The 18,528-nt window shown below is 66.8% G+C and carries 9 protein-coding genes; 5 read left to right on the forward strand and 4 right to left on the reverse strand.

Features of this window, described 5'->3' with window-relative positions:
• Window positions 1–17: 17 nt before the first annotated feature.
• Window positions 18–3,113 (forward strand): BTAD domain-containing putative transcriptional regulator, encoded by a 3,096-nt coding sequence (locus tag OX958_RS13765; protein ID WP_270137751.1) that lies wholly within the window; start codon window positions 18–20, stop codon window positions 3,111–3,113.
• Here OX958_RS13765 and OX958_RS13770 read toward each other — a convergent pair.
• On the reverse strand, window positions 3,110–3,526 hold the full coding sequence (locus OX958_RS13770; RefSeq protein WP_270137752.1) for a MarR family winged helix-turn-helix transcriptional regulator: 417 nt from the start codon (window positions 3,524–3,526) through the stop codon (window positions 3,110–3,112). The two genes, OX958_RS13765 and OX958_RS13770, sit on opposite strands and share 4 nt — an antisense overlap.
• Before the next feature lie 92 nt (window positions 3,527–3,618).
• Between OX958_RS13770 and OX958_RS13775 the strand changes: the two genes are divergently transcribed.
• Complete coding sequence (locus tag OX958_RS13775) at window positions 3,619–5,244, forward strand: LLM class flavin-dependent oxidoreductase (protein WP_270137753.1); 1,626 nt, start codon at window positions 3,619–3,621, stop codon at window positions 5,242–5,244.
• 39 nt (window positions 5,245–5,283) lie between these two features.
• Here OX958_RS13775 and OX958_RS13780 read toward each other — a convergent pair whose 3' ends face one another.
• Window positions 5,284–5,910 (reverse strand): DUF6308 family protein, encoded by a 627-nt coding sequence (locus tag OX958_RS13780; protein WP_270137755.1) that lies wholly within the window; start codon window positions 5,908–5,910, stop codon window positions 5,284–5,286.
• Window positions 5,911–6,132: 222 nt separating this feature from the next.
• Here OX958_RS13780 and OX958_RS13785 point away from each other — a divergent pair, with 222 nt between their 5' ends.
• From OX958_RS13785 to OX958_RS13795, 3 genes are all read left to right on the forward strand, one after another.
• Window positions 6,133–10,293, forward strand: a complete 4,161-nt coding sequence (locus OX958_RS13785; RefSeq protein WP_270137757.1) for a DUF6531 domain-containing protein — start codon at window positions 6,133–6,135, stop codon at window positions 10,291–10,293.
• 17 nt (window positions 10,294–10,310) lie between these two features.
• Complete coding sequence (locus OX958_RS13790; RefSeq protein ID WP_270137759.1) at window positions 10,311–10,670, forward strand: hypothetical protein; 360 nt, start codon at window positions 10,311–10,313, stop codon at window positions 10,668–10,670.
• Window positions 10,671–10,790: 120 nt separating this feature from the next.
• Window positions 10,791–11,366, forward strand: a complete 576-nt coding sequence (locus OX958_RS13795; RefSeq protein WP_270137761.1) for a hypothetical protein — start codon at window positions 10,791–10,793, stop codon at window positions 11,364–11,366.
• Between the two features lie 460 nt (window positions 11,367–11,826).
• Here OX958_RS13795 and OX958_RS13800 read toward each other — a convergent pair whose 3' ends face one another.
• Window positions 11,827–15,387 carry a UvrD-helicase domain-containing protein gene (locus OX958_RS13800; protein WP_270137763.1) on the reverse strand — a complete coding sequence of 1,187 codons (3,561 nt, stop codon included), beginning with the start codon at window positions 15,385–15,387 and terminating at the stop codon, window positions 11,827–11,829.
• Window positions 15,380–18,484: a PD-(D/E)XK nuclease family protein gene (locus OX958_RS13805; RefSeq protein WP_270137764.1), complete on the reverse strand. Its 3,105-nt coding sequence runs from the start codon at window positions 18,482–18,484 to the stop codon at window positions 15,380–15,382. The genes OX958_RS13800 and OX958_RS13805 overlap by 8 nt, the downstream gene beginning before the upstream one ends.
• Window positions 18,485–18,528 lie beyond the last annotated feature (44 nt).

Here is an 18,528-nt window from a genome sequence, read left to right on the forward strand (position 1 = left end):
AAAGCTAGAGTGCGGCCATGCGTTTCGGGGTGCTCGGTCCGGTGACGGCCTGGACGGACAGTGGCGAGCCGGTCACCGTCCCCGGCCTGAAAGTGCGTGCGCTGCTGGCTGACCTGCTGGTGCACGAGGGACGGCCGGTGCCGGCCGACAGATTGATTGACGACCTCTGGGGCGACGACCTCCCGGGCAACCCGGCCGGGACGCTGTCGGCGAAGGTGTCGCAGCTCCGGCGCGCTTTCGAGGACGCCGAGCCTGGCAGCCGCGCACTGGTCGTCTCCGGGCCGGCCGGATACTCACTGAAGGTCGACAGCGGCTCGTACGACGCACTGACCTTTGCTGCCCACCTGGAGCACGGGCGACTCGTGGAGGCGCTCGCGTTGTGGCGCGGACCGGCGTACGCGGACTTCTCGGACGAGGCGTTCGTGGAGACGGCAGTGGCACGACTGAGCGAGCAGCGGCTCACAGCGACCGAGGACTACTTCGAATCGCGGCAGGACCACAGTGCGTTGATCGGTGAGGTGGCTGACCTCCTGGTGGAGTACCCGCTGCGGGAGCGGCTCCGTGCGGTGCACATGAAGGCTCTGTACCGCGCTGGTCGACAGAGCGAGGCACTGGAGAGTTACGAGCAGCTGAGGAGTCTGCTGGCGGACGAGCTGGGATTGGATCCCACGCCTGAGCTGGTGGCGTTGCAGCAGTCCATCCTGACCCAGGAGCTGCAACAGGTCCGGCGTCGCAGCAACCTGCCCGCGCAGCTCACCGAGCTTGTCGGTCGCGGCGAAGCGCTGGTAGAGATCCAGAGCCGCCTGTACGCCGATCGGCTGGTCACGCTGACGGGTCCTGGGGGAGTGGGCAAGACGCGGTTGGCACTTGCTGCCGCCGACGGACTTGCCGGGCGCTTCCCCGACGGGGTGTTCCTCGTCGAGTTGGCAGCGGTCGCTCCTGATGCGCTAAACGTGGCCGGCTCGCTCGCAGATCTGGTCCAGGCGGCGTTGGATCTGCGGGACTCGGTCGGGGCCGGAGCTGGCTCTGGTGTGCTGGCGGCGGCGCTGGAGCCGTTGAAGTTGCTGCTGGTGCTCGACAACTGCGAGCACGTAGTAGAGGCCGCAGCTGCGCTGGCAGACGAGCTACTGGCTGCCGCGCCTGGGCTGCGAGTACTGGCGACCAGTCGGGAGCCGCTGGGGCTTACGGGCGAGGCGGTTTGGAGTGTGCCTCCGCTAGAGGTGCCTGAGGTGGCTGCTGCGCTACCCGACCTGCAGGCGTCGTCTGCTGTGCAGCTATTCGTCGCTAGGGCGGCTGCTGCGGATCGTGGGTTCTCGCTGGATGAAGGGTCTGCGGCTGCGGTGTCAGTGCTTTGCCGGCGACTTGATGGGATACCGCTGGCGCTGGAGCTGGCTGCGACGCGAGTGCGGGCGCTCGGCGTACAGGGGTTGGTTGCTCGGCTTGATGACCGGTTCCGACTGCTGGCGACCGGGCATCGCGGTGCAGCGCCTCGGCAGCAGACCTTGACGGCGATGATCGATTGGAGCTGGGACCTGCTGGCGCCGTCGGAGCAAGCGGTGTTGCGGCGGCTCGCAGTACAGGTGGATGGCTGTACTGCGGAGGCAGCCGAGCAGGTGTGTTGTGAGGACGGGGTCGACGTCCTGGACGTGTTGATGCGGCTGGTCGACAGGTCCCTGGTCGTCTCGGTGCATGGCGTCGACGGTCCGCGGTACCGGTTGCTGGAGTCGGTGGCGGAGTACTGCGTCGGCAAGCTGCGGGCGGTCGGCGAACTGGAGACTGTGAAGCAGCGGCACCGCCTGTACTACGTGGAGTTGGCGGAGGCGGCTCGGGACCACCTGACCGGGCCGGAGCAAGGTAGCTGGCTGCAGCGGCTGGATGACGAGGCCGGCAACTTGCGGAGTGCCTTCGACGGCGCTGTGGCTAACGGGGAGCTGTTGCTGGCGGAGCGGTTGGCGGATGCGCTTGCCTGGTACTGGTTCTTGCGTGGGCGGTTCACTGAGGCGAGGCGATCGTTGGAGGCGCTGCCGTCGTCCGCGAAGGCAACGGCTTGGCTGGCGGGCTTCCTGTACGCACAAGGGGATGTGAGTGCGGCTGCCGTGCGCGATCGTGTCGGTGTGGTCGATGCCCGGGCCGAGTGGTGGATCGCCTTCAATGCAAGCGATTCCGGTGACCTTGCCCCTTGCTTGGCTCAGCTGGAGCGGGCACTGTCGGAGTTCGAGGCTACTGGCGATCAGTGGGGCATCGCGGCTGCGTTGGCGGGTCGGGCGAAGCATGCCCACGTCCGTGCTGATTTCAAGGCACTGGAGAGCGATGCAGTCGAGAGTGCTCGGCTGTTCCGGGTGCTGGGTGACCGCTGGGGTCAGCTGCAAGCCATTGGATGGCTCGGTGCGCTTGCTGAGATGACGGGCGACTTGGACGAAGCTACGCGGCTCCATACGGAGGCGCTGCAGATGGCGGAGGCGCTTGATCTCTGGCCTGAGGTCGCCGGTGAACTCGGCTGGCTCGGGTGGACCGCGCTGCGGCAAGGGGCGTATGCCGAGGCGAAGGCCTTTGGCGAGCGGGCGCTGCGGCTGGCGACAGAGCAGGGGCACCGGTCGGCTCAGGCACTGGCGGAGATCGTGCTGGGGTTCGCTGCTCGGCGGTCGGGTGAGCTGGAGTCTGCGGAGCTGCAGTTGCAGGCGATGGTCGATGCGGCTCGCAAGCAGGACGAGCCAGTGCTGTATCTGTCGATCGTGCTGCAGGAACTCGGGTACACGCTGGAGCTGCAGGGCGAGCTGGAGCGTGCCAGGGCGTCGCATGCCGAGGCATACCGGATCTCGCGCGACCACGAGTCGCGACGAGGGATGTGCTGGGCACTGGAGGGCCTCGCGGCGTGTGTGTACGACAAGGCCGTCGCTGCGCGGCTGCTGGGCGTGGCGGCCGCAGTACGGGCTGCGGAGGGCTACGGGGTTGCTGCTGCCGAGCAGGGCGACATAGAGCGGGCGACGCGTGCTGCTCGGGATGTGCTGGGCGGAGATGGGTTTGCTGCGCAGTACGAGGTAGGTCGTCGGTTGGAACTGGAGGAAGCGTTTTCAGAGGTTGTCGGTGACTTCGCCGGCCCTGGGTCGCCCTAACCGGTCGAGGCGATGACGCGGTTCAGCGTCTTCGCGAACTTGTCGCGTTCGGTGGCCGGCAATTCGGCGAGGAGCTTGTCCAGCCGCTCGGTGAGCTGGTCGTTGAAGCTGTGCAGGGCCTTGGAGCCCTCCGGGGTCAGCGTGACCTTCACCGCGCGGCGGTCGTGCGGGTCGTTCTCCCGGATCACGAGACCGCGTTGCTGAGCGCGGTCGACCAGGCCGGTGAGGCTGGACCGCTCCAGGCAGAGCATGCCCGACAGCTCCGCCATGCCGATCGAGCGATCGGCCAGGGAGCAGAGCATCTGGGCCTGGGCAGCGGTGAGATCGAGACTGCGGCCGACCTCGGCGTACAGATTCTGCACCAGGAACGTCATCCGGACCAGCCCGCTGGCGGCGCCCAGGGTCTCCTTCACGGCGGCTCCCCTTGTGATTGTTCGTGTCACGAAGTAATTTGTTCGTCGAGTCAATATTACGTGGCACGAACTACTTGGGGTAGAGGTGGAGCATGGATTACGGGCACGAGTTGGTGTTCGGTACGTTCCTGACACCGGCGGTCGAGGATCCCGAGCGGGTCATCGCGCTGGCGCAGCTGACCGAGCAGGTGGGGCTCGACCTGGTCACCGTGCAGGACCACCCGTACCAGCCGCGGTTGCTCGATGCATGGACGCTGCTGTCCGTCATCGCGGCTCAGACGCAGACCGTGTCGGTCTCCACCAACGTCGCCAACCTGCCGCTGCGCCATCCGGTCGTGCTGGCTCGTAGCGTCGCCACCCTCGACCGGATCACCGGCGGGCGGGTGGAGCTCGGTCTCGGCGCTGGCGGGTTCTTGGAGGCGGTCGCGGCTAACGCCGGTCCCCAGTTGACGGCAGGGGAGAGCATCACTGCGCTGGAAGAAGCCATCGCGATCATCCGGGAGGTCTGGACCTCCAGTGGCGGCGGCATCCGGCTCGCGGGCAAGCACTACACGGTGGCGGGAGCCAAGCGCGGGCCGGCGCCGGCGCACGACGTACAGATCTGGCTGGGTGCCTACAAGCCGCGCATGCTGGCAGTCACCGGGCGGCTTGCTGACGGGTGGTTGCCGTCCAGTGCCTATGCGCCGCCGGAGGAGCTCACGGCGATGAACAAGACCATCGACGAAGCAGCTGTTGCCGCTGGCCGAGACCCGTCCGCAGTACGACGCCTGTACAACTTGTCTGGCCGCTTCGACGGTCACGGCGGGTTTCTGCAAGGCCCTGAGGACCTGTGGGTCGAGCAGCTCACCGAACTGACTCTCACCGAGGGCATGAGCACCTACATCCTTGGCTCGGACGATCCGGACGACATCCGCCGCTTCGCCGAGGTCGCTGTTGCGGTGCGGGAGTCGGTTGCGGCCGGTCGCTCGACTGCTGCGGCCGCTGCTTCTGCGGGCGCCACTGCTCCGGGCGCTGCAACCGCCAGTACTGCGGGCGCCGGTGCTCCCGGGGCCCTCTCTAGCTTGGCTGGGAGCGACTCGCCTTCCAGTGCGCCCAGTGGCGCCTCCATTGAAGGGCGCGGCAACTTCAGCCTCGTACCGACTCCACCTCCGACGACCCGGCGCAGCGCAGTACAGCCGTGGGACGAGTCAGCCCGCCCGACCGGCCCAGCCTTGGACCCCACGCGCGTGTACTCACCGCAGCAACTGGCGTCAGGCGGCCACCTGATTCAGGTGCACGACCACCTGCGAGCCGAACTCGACCAGATCCGCGACCTGGTGGAGCAAGTAGCAGCCGGCTCCATCGGCGTCGGCCAGGCGCGTTCGCACATCAACACGATGACCATGCGCCAGAACAACTGGACCCTAGGCACGTACTGCGAGTCCTACTGCCGCCTCGTCACCACGCACCATTCGATCGAAGACGCCTCCCTCTTCCCACGTCTCCGGCGGTCCGACCCGGCCCTCGCACCAGTAGTCGACCGCCTCCAGGAGGAGCACCTGGTCATCCACGACGTGCTGGAAGGCATCGACAAGGCGCTCGTGGCGCTAGTGGACGGCTCCGCCACCATCGACACCCTGCGGACCGCGGTAGACCTGCTGGAAGACACCCTGCTCTCTCACCTCTCCTACGAGGAGAGAGAACTCGTCGAGCCCCTGGCCCGCCTGGGCATCCTCTAGCCAACGAGCCTCGCTGCGACCGCAGCGAGGCTCGGGGAGCTACTTGGCCTCGCCCAGCAGCGAGGCGAGGATGTCGAGCAGTCGCAGCGTCGGCGCCTCGGCCAGGATGCGGGCGGCGGAGGTGGGCGGCTCGGCGATCAGGCGGACCTGGAGAAGCTTGAAGTCGCGAACGTTGGCCGGGTTGACCAGGTCGCGGTGCACGGCGGCCAGGAAATCGGGGCCGGCGGACGCCTCGCTGTAGGTCATCCGGATGAAGCTGTCGCTGACGGGGAAGAGAAACGGCCGCTTGAGGTGCAGCAGCTTGGCCTTCTTCGCGTGACCGAAGCCGCGATGACCGCTGAACTTCTCGTCCAGCTCGGTGGCCGCGGCGAACAGGGGCGTACCGGGCGCGGCATCCTCCAGCTTCGCGTCGACGGGAACCGCGGCGAACTCCTTGTCCGCGTCCACCTCGATCAGCCAGGGGATGTCGGCCGCGCGCAGGTCGGCGCCGGCCACCTGCGTCCGGGCCAGGTCCTCGAGCGTGACCCGATCAGGCTCCGAGCCGCCGACGTTCGTCATCCCGGGCAGACCGTCGTAGTACTTCAGCACCGCGCCGTTCGTCTCGGCGTACAGCCGCAGCTGCGCGATGGCCTCGTCCACAACGATCTTCCGACTACCGATGTTCATGGCCACACCCTCACACTCTTCGTGGCAGACCCGCCAGCCGGAGTGAGCGATCCGACCTCGAATCCGAGCTACATCCGGATGCGGTGAATCGTAGGGGACGCCCGCCCCCACTCCCGCACAGGGTGCATCCCCAGTTATCCACACCCTGTAACCACCCACCCCCACAGCGCTCCGAAGGCCCATAAACTCTCTGTCACCAGCTCTCATCGACAGGAGGCGAAAATGTCCCGTTCCCGACGCTGCCTCCTCCTGCTCCTGACCCTTCTCCTCCTCAGCCCGCTCAGCGGCACTCAACAACCGACCGCCGCCCACGCCGAAGACGGCACCTGCATCCACGTCGACGTGAGCATCACCGCCAGCGGCGAACTGCTGACCAAGGGCCCACAGATAGCCAACGACGGCGGCTTCGGCCACGCCGGCACAGGCCAGGCCTTCACCTTCAAGGCGCGGACGTTCGCGCCGGCCGCGAGTATCTGCGTCATCAAGCTGACCGATGCCCGCACCTGGCAGGTCAGCGTCTGGCCCTGCACGAACCATGCGAAACCGAGGCCTGCACGAACGCAGTCCCTCACCTGGACGGTTGCTCTGCCACTCGACTGCAAGATGCCCTCGTCACCTGGGCTTCTGAGCGCCACGCTCACCAACGGCAAAGGATCCACCGGCGGGTACGTCAACATTTACGCGGGTGCGCCGGGCTTCACCTTGCCCGACAAACAAGCTCGAGGACTCTTCGGGCCCTTCGCCATGCAGTCCGACCCGGTGAACTCCCTGACCGGCGCCCTGGCCGCAGTCGAGACCGACGCGACACTTCCTGGCCCCGGCGTCCCGCTGACGGCCGCCCGCACCTACAACTCGAACGACTCGGCCACCGGGCCGCTCGGGCCGGGCTGGAAACCCTCGTTCTCTGATCGTCTGGCACTGACCGGTAACTCCGCGACCTACCTCGCATCGGACGGCCGCGAGATCGGATTCAGCCGGCGCCGGGGCGCCTTCGTGGTGGAACCGGGGGCGGCTCGTTTCACCCTGGCTCAAGCCGGTGCCGGCTATGTGCTGACCAGCTATGACCAGATGAGCATGCGGTTCTCCGCGACCGGTGACCTGCTGTCCGTGCTGGACCGCAACGGCCAGGGAGTCACGGTCGAGCGGTCGGACGGGCGCGTCGCTTCCGTGGCGAACGGTCGGCGAGCTCTGAAATACGCGTACGACGACCGCGGCCTGCTCACGGCCATCGCCCTCATCGCTCCTGGTGCCGAGTCCCGCAGCGTCAGCTACGGGTACACCGATGGTCGTCTGACGTCGGTTACGTCTCCGGGCGGCTCGAAGCTCACCTTCGGGTACGACGGCGCTGGGCGGCTCGCGACTCAGACTTCTGGCTCGGCGACGAAGCCCACGCTCACCACCGAGTACGACGCCGATGGTCGGGTGATCAGCCAGACCGACGCCAAAGGTGGGAAGACAACCTGGCTCTGGGAGCCGGCCGGCATCCGCGGCACGTCCACGATGACCGATCCGGCCGGCGGCAAATGGATCAACGAGTACGAGCTCAACTGGCTGGTGCGTCAGGTCGACCCGACCGGCGCCACCGTGACGTTCCACTACGACTCCGCCGGCAATCTCATTCGCGTCTTCGACGGCCTCGGTCACGGGGCGCGCCATTCCTACGACGGACTAGGTCGCCGAACCGCTTCGACCGATGCCGCAGGCAACGTCACGCGGTACAGCTACAACGCTTCGAACGACCTCGTCGCCACCACGGACCCGATCGGCCGGCAGACCACTTTCGGCTATGACCCGCGGGGCAACCTGCTGACCACCGCCGTTGCCGGCCAGACGTCCAGTGCGAGCTACGACAAGCGCGGTCTGGTCACGTCAGTGCGAGATCCGTTGGGCCGGGTCACGCGGTTCACCTTCTCTGCCGACGGCGATCTCCTCCGAGTGGCCGATCCAGCCGGGCGGGTGGAGAGCTACGAGGTGGACGGCTGGGGTCGCCCGACCAAGACCACGTCGTCACGCGGGCAGAGCACCGCTCATGTCTACTCGGCCGACGGCCAGTTGCTCGAACAGCGTGGACCGCTGGGTGTCACGTCCAAGCGGACGTACAACGATCGAGGGCTTCTTGCCTCGGCCACCGATCCGCGCGGTGGAGTGTCGCAGTTCCGCTACGACGACGCGGATCAACTGGTGGGGATCAAGGGCCCTGATTCATCCCTGCCGGAGGTCGTCGCCGAATACGACGCGGCTGGCCGGGTCACCAAGCACACCGACGCCAGTGGACGCACCCAGACCTTCGAGTATGACGGGGCAGGCCGGACGACGGCGACGACCTATGGCAAGGGCACCTGGCAATTCGCCTACGACAAGTCCGGTCGTCTCGTTCGCACGACCCTTCCCTCGGGTAAGACCGCGTCATTCACCCTGGATGCCCGCGGCGCGATGACCAAACTGGAGTACTCCGACAAGACCCCGCCGGTCTCGTTCGCCTGGGATGCTGTGGGCCGCCGAACGTCGATGACCGACGCCCTCGGCACCACCAGGTTCGGGTACGACCCCTTCGATCGCCTCAGCTCGGTTACCCGCCCGGGCGCGACGATCGCCTACCAGTGGGATCCCGTCGGCAATCTGACCTCGCGAACAGCGGCGGGACACACGGAGAGCTACTCCTGGGACCTCGCCGACCGGCTGAGCTCGGCGAAGGTCGATGGCAAAACTCTGGCCTCGTACAGCTACGACGCCGCGCGCGGATCAGCCACCGTCAAGCGATCCAGCGGTCTGACGGAGACCCGCTCGTACGACGCACTCGAGCGCGAGTCCTCCCTGAAGCTGACCCAGGCGGCCAAGAGCCTGCGCGAGGTGACCTCCGAGTACGACCCGGCCGGCAATCTCGTCCGCTCGAATGACTCGATCACCGGATCGACCGCCTACACCTACGACCCGCTCAACCGACTGACCGAGGTCTGCTACACAGCCGACAAGTGTTCGGCCGAGGCCACCGACTACATCCGCTACGCCTACGACGGTGCTGGCAACCGTACCTGGGAGAACCGCCCCAACGGCAGCACTTGGTCGCTCTACGGTCCAGGTAGCGAGTTACTCGCCTCAATCGCCGCTCCGAAGGACTACCCACGCGTCCCGCCGACGGGCCGCTCGTACAGCTACGACCCCGACGGCAACGTCACCTCCGACGGCACCACGACGTACGCCTGGAACGCCGCCGGCAAACCCACGTCTTCCACCAACGCCAGTGGGACGACGACCTACGCCCACACGGGCGACGGCCGCCGAGCCACCTCGACCACCGGCTCCCGGACCACCGCCTATCTCTGGGACCCGCTGTCCCCGCAGATCCTCCAAACCGCTACCGGCAAAACCACCCAGCGCTACAGCTATGGCGCCGGCCTCATAGCCCAAACCACTAGCGGTGCGGCGCCCACCGGCGGCATAACCAGCGAGCTGCTCTCGGGCCGGACAGGCTCCCTCGTCGCCACCAGCGGCAAGTCGCTGACCCACCACCACTACGAGCCGTACGGCGCCCCCCGCCAAGCACCAGACGACAATCCCAAGCCCACCGCACCAACGTATGCCGGCGCCCTCGAGCTGCCCAATGGCAACTACTTGATGGGCCAGCGCGAATACAACCCGGCCACCGCCACCTTCCTCTCCCCAGACCAAGGCGGCAGCTCCCAGCCCTACGCCTACGCGGCCGGCAACCCCATTTCCAACAACGACCTCCAAGGCCTCGACGACATCGAAGGCACCCTCACCGACGTCTCCACCATGTCCGGCTGGACCTCAACCGCAGCCCTGGCCGGCGCCGTAACCTGCACCCTCGTCCGCGCCTGCGCCCCCGCCATCCCAGTTTTCCTCCAGGTCTCCGCCGCCACCGGAGTACTCTCCGCCGGCACCGCCGGCGTCCTCTCCGCAGAAGCCTGCGTAGTCAAAGGCAACTGCTCAGCCCTGGCCGCCGACATAGCCGTCGGGGTAGTGGCAAGCCGCTTCCCAGCGATTGGACGAGCAAGAGCTGACGCGGTGACTCGAGCAGCGCGCTTAGGGCCGGACTCGGCTCGCAACAACGCCACGCGACGTGGTCTGTCGAATCAGCTATGGGGTTCAGAGGGTAGAAATGTCTTCACTGATGCCGGGTATCTCAAGGCCGAAGCGATCGAAGAATCGACTCGGATTATTGCGGCCAACAAGCTTGGCAATACGCAACTTCGCGAAGCGTTGGTTGGTGACGGTAGCGATATAAATGATTGGGCAAAGTATTCAACAAGGACCTATAGAAGTTCACAAGGTCCGTTTCAAGTGCATTTCTATTACAATCCAGTGACCGGTCGAGTGCATTATGATACCGACTACAAGGTAGTACTCAATGTAGCGAGGTGAGAATGAAGGTTCGGTGTGTGTCGATCACTAATCCGGCGACCTTGGAGCCAGTCGCTGAAAGTCCTTGGATAAGGATTGGGCAGGAGTACACCGTTCTCGAGGTGGACGCCTCGCCGGAGCGCAGGTTCTCCATGCGAGTCGATCTGGGTGATGAAGTACCTGGGCTCTGGGATTCGGAGATGTTCGAGACGACGGATCCGGCCATCCCCGCGGCCTGGGTCGCTCAAATCTCAGAAGGAGGGACTCTTCGCCTTGCTCCGCCTCGCTGGCTGGTGCCGGGCTTCTGGGAACAGTATTTCGACGACGAGCCTGCTGCGGTCGCGGTGTTCGAGGAGGACCGGCGAAGCATTCTCGGTGAGTCGGAGGCTGCAGATTAGCGTGCTGCTTGGAGCCGAGCCGGAAGGCACAAGATCATCTGAGTGAGTGCTTGAGTGGCTTCTGAGGCTGCGCGCACCGCCGAATCGGCACCAATAGCATGAGGCTGAGGGGGAAGGTTCATGCTGGGCTACCTGAAAAGTCGTCTCCGACTCCTTTGGGACGAGGCGGTGGGGGCAGCGGGTGGTGTTGGCGGTACTTCGGTGGTGGTGGTGCGTGCTGCTCGCGAATCGCTGGTTGTCGTCGTTGGTGGTGAGGAGACGTCCGGGCTGATCGTCTATGGGCTCTCTCCGCGAGGATCGCGGCGGCCGGAGTTTCCGTTCGGCGTCTGGGATGTCGCGGGGGAGGTCGCCGAGTTCACCTTGGTCGGCGGGACCTGGGAGGTGCCGATGTGGGAGGTGCCGGTCAGTGTGTGGCCGGTTAAGGATCAGTTTGAAGGCGCGGTGCGAGCGACCTTCGAGGCTGTGATCGCTGGTGGGTGCCGGGTTGCATGGATCGGGGCTGAGGGGATGCCGTTCTGCGATCCGCCCTTGCTGTTCGAACCGGCTTGCATGTCGGGAGGCGTGCTGGCGTGGATGACAGACGACGGCGCTTTCGGCTGCCCGATGGACCCTGACTTGCCCATCGCTGCTGCGGACGATGAATGTCTTCGGATGCTTCGAAGGCACTCATACGGTCTCGCGGACGCCGAAGACTGACGCGGAAAAGTTCGTAGCAGGTGTGGGATGAAGGCAATTGCCCGGGGACTCTCGTAGTAAGGCGAAAGCAGGCTGTCGTGCGGGTGACTCGGATTGGTCACTGGGCCCGGGGGCGGTGAGCGGCCGGATGTGCGGGAGTTCGTGGATCCGAGGTGGGATGACGATGAGCGGATCGACACGGCTGTAGCTGAGGCAGGGGCTCGTGGCGCGTGCCTACCTCGGGCAGTCCGAGTGCAGATTCTGGGGGAATCGCAACGGATCTCTGGAGCTGACGGACATGGTCACCCGTGACCGGAAGGGCTTGAGCACTACGTGAAAGAGCATGCGGTGCGGTTGCCGGTGGGATTGTGCAGCATGTACGGGCTCAGGCCGTAGTTGCGGATGCGCCCGAAGTTGAAGAGTCGTGGTGGCTCGGTGTGGAGTCGACGACGGTTGACGTGGCGTGCCGTGGGCAACTGAGTTAGAGCTGGTGGGCGTGGGCTGTGGTGGGGGCCAGGAAGAGGAGTACTGGGCGGCCTGTGTTGGGGAGCAGGTCTGTGTAGGTGTGGAGTTGAGGGGCGTAGTGGGCGATGCGGGCGCCCAGGGCTGCTGCGGGGATGGTGTCGGTTTTGTAGTCGACGATGATCAGGGTGCCGTCGTCTTCTCGGTAGATGAGGTCTACGAAGCCTTCCAGGACGGTGCCGTCCGGTTGGAGGGTGCCGACGTAGGACTCGCGCCAGTGTTCGCGGGCTGCTGCTCGTTGGACTACCTCTGAGGAGAGGGCGGAGCGGACGAGAGCGCTGACGACGTCGGCGTACTCGACTACGCCTTCGGCCAGGCACTGTGCGGAGACGGCTGCGTCGAGGTCGGCGCCCGTGGCGAGGTCGACGACCTGAAGGACGCCGTGGACGGCGCGGCCGATGGCGGTGCCGTAGCGGCCTTTGGACCAAGGCGGCAGTTCGACATCGCGGGCGGCTTTGGCTGCGCCGGGGTCTGCGCCTTGGAGGGCGACGTCGGGGCCAGTGCCTTCCAGACCGGAGGCGCTCTGGGCAGAACGTTTGCGGCTGGCTTGGCGGGCTTCGGTGATCCGCGCTTCCCACTCGGCGCGGTTCAGTGGCGGGCGGACCTTGGCGGTGCTAGCTGGGGCGTCGAGGGATGCTGTGATGGCCGGGCCGTTGAAGAGAATGGGGTTTGTGGCTGTGGTGGCGTTGGCGGAGGCGAAGAGTTCGGCATTGCTGGAGTGGCGGCGGGAGCCGGAGCGGTGCAGGGAGACGACCAGGTGGTCGCGGGCGCGGGTGGTGGCGACGTACAGCAGGCGGCGGCGTTCGTAGTCGTCCATCTGCTCGTCGACCGGCTGGACGAGATCGAAGTCTTCTGTCTGGACGGAAGACTTGAGCTTCACCGCGTAGCCGCCGTCGGTCGGCCAGATGACCTGGACGCCGCGTTGGCGGTTGGGGGCGGCCGTCATGCCGGAGAGGATGACGATCGGGAACTCGAGGCCCTTCGCGGCGTGGATCGTCATCACCCGTACGGCGTCGGTGTCGGTCTCGGGGAGGATCGCCTCGGCGACGCGGGAGGCTTCTTCGCCCTGGTGCGCGGCCCAGGCGAGGTAGGAACGCAGGCCACCGTGTTCGACCTCCGACCAGGCGCGTGCTTGGTCGACGACGAAGCGGATTCGGCGCCAGGTGTCGCGGGCGCGTGGGCCGGTGGCGGCGACTTCGAGCATGCGGCGGTCGGCGACGATCTTGGCCAGTACCTCGCTGGGGGTGAGCCAGCGGGAGGCGTTGTACGTGCGGCGGAGCCACTCCATTGCTTCACCGACAGGGTGGGTCAGGAGGGCGTCGGGGACTGTGGCGGTGAGGTTGAAGGAACCGCCGGATCGCTTCCAGGTGAAGAGGTCGTCGTCGCCGCAGCCGAAGAGGGGTGAGCGGAGGGTGGTGACCAAGGCGAGTTGATCGCTGGGGTCGCCGAGAGTGCGGGCGCAGGCGAGCAGATCGCGGACCTCTGCTGTTTGGTAGACCAGCGAACTGGCCTCGGCGCGGTACGGGAGGTCGGCGCGGTCGAGAGCTTCTTCGAGGAAGGGGAGTGAGGTGCGGGCGGGGACCAGTACGGCGATGTCGCCTGGACCGGCTGGACGCCAGGTGGCGGTCTTGTCGTCGTAGACCTGCCAGTTGTTGAGGGCTTGGTGGATGACGGCGGCTACGTCGGCAGCTTCGCGTTCGCGGAGGACGGAGGCCTGGGCGCGGGGGAGGTCGTCGTGGGGGGTGGCGCCGAGGATCGTGACGGTGGGGGTGTGAGTGGTGGCGTCGGCGTTGTGGTGGTTCGTCGGGTCGGGTCCGTGGTTGTTGGTTGGGGTGGTGTCAGGGAGCGCGGGGGGCGGGGGAAGTGGCGGGTGGAGTGGGATGACCGTGGCTAGGTGGGTGCGGTCGGGTGGTACGTCGTCCGGCAAGTCGAGGATGGAGAGCTGGTCGCCGCTGACTGGGGTTGGGGTGCCGGTAGGTGAGGTGGGGTGGGGGTTTGGAGCGGCTGAATCGCTGGAGTTAGGCGTGATCGGGGTAGGCGAGGTGTCGGAGCTCGGGTTGTTCAGGGCTGGGGGTGCGGTGGGGGCTGGGGACGTGGTCAGAGCGGGGGCTGTGGACGGGGTCAGGGGTGGGCGGTGGGGAGTTAAGGGGTGGTAGGTGGGCTGGGCGGCAGGTTCGGGGGTTATGAGGGTGCTGAAGACGGCGTTGATCCAGTGCAGGACGTGGGGGACCGTGCGGAAGTTGGTGGTGAGGGTGACTGTGTCGCCCAGGAGGTCTTGGGCGGTCAGGTAGGTGGCGATGTTGGCTCGGCGGAAGCGGTAGATCGACTGTTTGGGGTCGCCTACTACGAAGAGGCTGCCATCGGGGACCTCGATATCGCGCCAGTCGGGGGCGTCGGCTGGGGCGCCGCCGACGATGCGGACGGCGAGTTCGATCTGGATGGGGTCGGTGTCCTGGAACTCGTCCAGGAGGAGGTGCCGGTGGCGCTCCTGGAGAGCTGACCGGACGGCGGGGTTGCGGCGGAGGAGGTCGCGGGCGAGGACCAGCAGGTCGTGGAATTCGAGGCGGCCGGCCAGGCGGCGTAGACGCGCTGACTCGAGGACACGAACGGCCAGCCAGTGCGAAAGATGCCGTAGGCAAGCATCTAGGAGGAGGTCGACCAGGGAGTTGGCGACGTCGACGACCTCCGAGCAGTCGGCGCGGAGCTTGGTGATGTCGGGCCAGTTCTCCTTGCGGCCGACCCGGCCGACCTTCAGAGTCCGCAGGTTGTGCAGGACGGCCAGCTGGGTCTCGGGATCGGTCGCGGTACCGAGCATCAGACCGAGATCGCGAATGCGGTGGATCTTCGGCAGCATCCGGTCGTCGGCGTCGAGGCAGTCGGCGGCGATCGCGCCGATCTGCGCGGCCGCGGCGATCAGGCCGTCCAGGTCCGGCATCGTGACCAGCTCGGGCGGGTCGACCAGGACGCGATCGCTGATCAGGTCCCAGTCGTTGCCGAACAGGCGGGCCAGTGATCGTAGGTGCTTCAGCTCCACCCCGACGGCCATCGCCAGCAGCAGCGGCTCGGCAATGGAGTCGTCGTCCAGCAACTGCTGCTGCAGCTCGGACCAGCGCTCTTCGAACGCGACCGAGGAGCCGACCTCGTCCAGTACGTCGATCAGCGGCGGCAGTTCGGCTTCGATCGGATGGGCGAGCAGAATCTGCTGCGCGAACGAGTGCAGCGTTCCGATCGATGCGGAGTCCAGATCTTCCAGCGCATCCTCCGCAGCAGCCCGGCTCGGCCCCTTCCTCGCCTTCTCGAACTCCACGCGCAACCGGTCGCGCAGTTCCGCACCAGCCTTCTCGGTGAACGTCACCGCCGCAATAGTGCTCAGTGGTACGCCGTCGCGCAGTACCAGCGTGATGACGCGCTCGACGAGCGCATGCGTCTTGCCCGACCCCGCGCCGGCCTCGACGAAGAGCGTGGACGACGTATCGGAGCGGATGCGCTCACGGGCAGCAGCGTCCAGAAGCTCAGACATCGCTCCGCACCTCCTGAGGTGACCCGGAAGAGGTCAGCGGTGCGGTGTTGGGATCTATCAGCTGGACCAGCCGCGCGAGTGCCGGGTCGTGGCGTTTGCGCTCCCAGCGAGCCCGTACTTCGCTGTGCCCGATCCCGTCGGGATTGCAGTACGGGCATTGCACCCAGAGGAAGTCGGGAATCTCAGGTGCCTTGGCAGGGAAGTGGCCCGCGGCGATCGACGAGACGATCACGTCCAGGGTGTCGACGTACCGAGCCTCGACCTCAGGGGTCAGCGGGACGGGAATCCTGCGCCCGCCCTTGCGGACGAACCAGTACGACGCCTCGACCGGCGTCGACGTCTCGCCGAGCCGGGCACGGGCGGCATACGCGTAGACCGGGAGTTGCAGCTTCGTGCCGGCCGCGACCGGGTCGGACTCGATCGCCTCGTACCGCGAGAAGCCGCCGGTCTTCACGTCCGTGACGTAGAGCGTGCCGTCCTTGCCGAGGTCGACCTTGTCGGCGGAACCACGCAGCAGCACCCGCCCGGACGGCACCGGAATCTCCACCGGCGGCTCGCCGTCGTACCCGAAGCGCAGCTCACTCGCCACGACCGAGGCGTCGTGCTCCGCACGCCAATGCTCGTCATCGGCGAGCAACACCAGCAGATCACCCAGGATTCGCATCCGCTCACGCTGCCACAACCGTGGATGCCCGGTCAGCCCTTCCGCCTCGAACCTGTCGGCCTGATCAGCTCCGATCGTCAGCAGCAGAGACCGCTGTTCCTCCGTCCACGGCTCACCGAAGCCTGGCAGAGAACCGCCCAACCGGCTCACGAAGGCGTCGAGGCTGTTGTGGATCAGGTTGCCGACCTGCATCGGAGAAATCACCAGCAGGTCTTCCGGCGCTTCCAAAGGCTCCACCTGCAGCAACCGCCCGACGAAGTAGGCGTGTGGGCAGCTCGCATACGACTCCAGCGACGTGGGAGACGCGATCCGGTCCTCCCGGGCGTAGTCCGGCAATCCTGGTACGCCGGACAGGTTCCCGTCGAAACGAGTGAACTCGTCTCCAGCACGGGCACGCAGCAGCACCCGAGCCCGATCGGCCACGTCGTCGTCCAGCGTCACCCCGGCCGTCAACGCACGCACCCGCCAGTCCTGCTCGGTGGCCGGCATAGCTGCCGTGGTCAACGATCCTGCGTACGACGCCGAGGTCAGCATGCGATCGCCGTACGCCGCCCGGTCCCACTCCGTCGCGGCCATCGCGTGGTCACCGGTCAGCGAGCGCAACGTGCCGAGCAGCCAGCGGGTGGGAAGCCGCCGGCTCGATCGCCTCAGATCCCCACGGGGAAAGGAAGCGACCACGCGAGAAGCGCCCGCGGAGAAGGCGACCAGCAGATGTCGCTGCTTCTCGTCGAGCCGGTCGCGGAACGACGCCAGCTCCGGCGCGGCCGCCTCGCGCACCCGGTGGGGGAGCAGCGCGTCTTCGTGCACCTTGCCGGGATACAGATCCTCCGAGAGCCCGACCACGAAGACGAGATCCACCGACAGGCCGACGCTGGCCGACAACGGCGCCACCAGTACGCCGGTGCCGAACGTCCCGACCCGCGGCAACGACTGCTGCAACTCGAGGTCGAGCACGTCCCGCAGCACAGCCAAGCTGGCCGGGGTCCCGAGCTCATCCAGCGTGGACAGCCCACGCAGCGACCCCTCGACCGCGACCGCCGCGTACTGCTCTTCCATCGGCAAAGCGGACGTATCGCCCAGCAGCGCTTGGAAAAGCCCGAGCACCGACTGCGCCAGCTCGGACCAAGTCCCCAGCTGTGAGGCGCCGATCAACCGCCGCCGAAGCTCCACCGCGAACTCGTGCAGCTTCTGCCCGTTGCCCGCGTTGTACTGCGCGCGCCGGACCACCCCAGTAAGCGGGTCGCCCGAGGCTTGCTCCTGCTCAGCCGTACGGCGCTCCGACTCGACATAGCGCCGAAGCCGCTCGTCCCAGTCATCACCGCGGACGACGCCGGCCACTCGCGAGAGCCGTTCCCATTGCGGCACAGGGATTCGCTCGCCGGTGAAGTCGCGCGTCGGCGCGTTCGCCAGCGCGCGGAACAGGTCTGCACGCGGCAGGTCGTGATCGACGAGCGCGAGCACTTCGAGCAAAGTACGGGCGATTGCTCGTTCGTGCACAGGACGCGTGCCCGGGCCGTTGACCTCGATCTTGGCCGCGGTCAGCTGCTCGTGCAGCAACCGCGCGTACGGCGTTGAGGCGGAGTACAGGACGGCGATGCGATGAGCAGGCGTTTGTTTCAAGGAAGCGACCACATCCCTGACGACACAGCGGATCTCGTCGTCGGCGTCGGAAGCGTTCAGTACCTCCGTCGCGACCGGATAGTTCTTGGAGATCGAGGTCGGCAGATCGATCCCGATCCGCTCCAGCGACCGCCGGACCGCGCGATCCGCACGGCGGACGTCGGTCAGGCCGACGATCACCGTCAGGTCGGCGGCCGCGTCACCGAGAGCCGAAACGAAGCCGGCCTCGGCTTGCGTCAGCTCCTGTGGGAGATACAGGACCAAGGCGCCGAGCTCTGCGACCACGCCAGGCTCGCAACGGGCCGAGGCGGCATGCAGCAGTTCGGTCTCGTCATACCAGTTCGGGAGCAGCTGGTCTGTCACCTGGCGATGAAGCCCGACGAGATCGGGCCCGAGGGTCGAGGTTGAGGACACTCGGTCGAGGGCCGATGGAGTGAGGTCGCGCAGCTCGCGGTGGGCTGCAGCAAGCGCTTGGATGGTGGACGGGTGATCGGCGACGGCCTTGAAGACACCGGGAGTGCTGGACAGCGCAGTACGCCAGGTGGCTGCCACGATCGGGCGAGTGGCAGGTCGTCTGGGGGCGAGGGCGCTCGCGGCGAGCTGCTCGGCCAAACGTGGCAACGTCGCCAGATAGAGCGCGCCGATGGTGCCACGGGCGAGAAACCGCCGTGCCGTAACGCCTGCCAGATTGTTCGGCAGGAGCAGCGTGACGGGCTTCATCGCGTCGTCGGCCTTCAGTGCGGCCACGACCGCGCCGAGCTTTTCCAGCGCGGCGGCGCCGTACGCCGTGGTTTCGATCCGGGTCGCGCTCACGATGCCCCCTCGATCAGTAGAGCGACTGTGCCCCAGACGCTAGA

The organism is Kribbella sp. CA-293567 (genome assembly GCF_027627575.1).
Lineage (GTDB): Bacteria > Actinomycetota > Actinomycetes > Propionibacteriales > Kribbellaceae > Kribbella.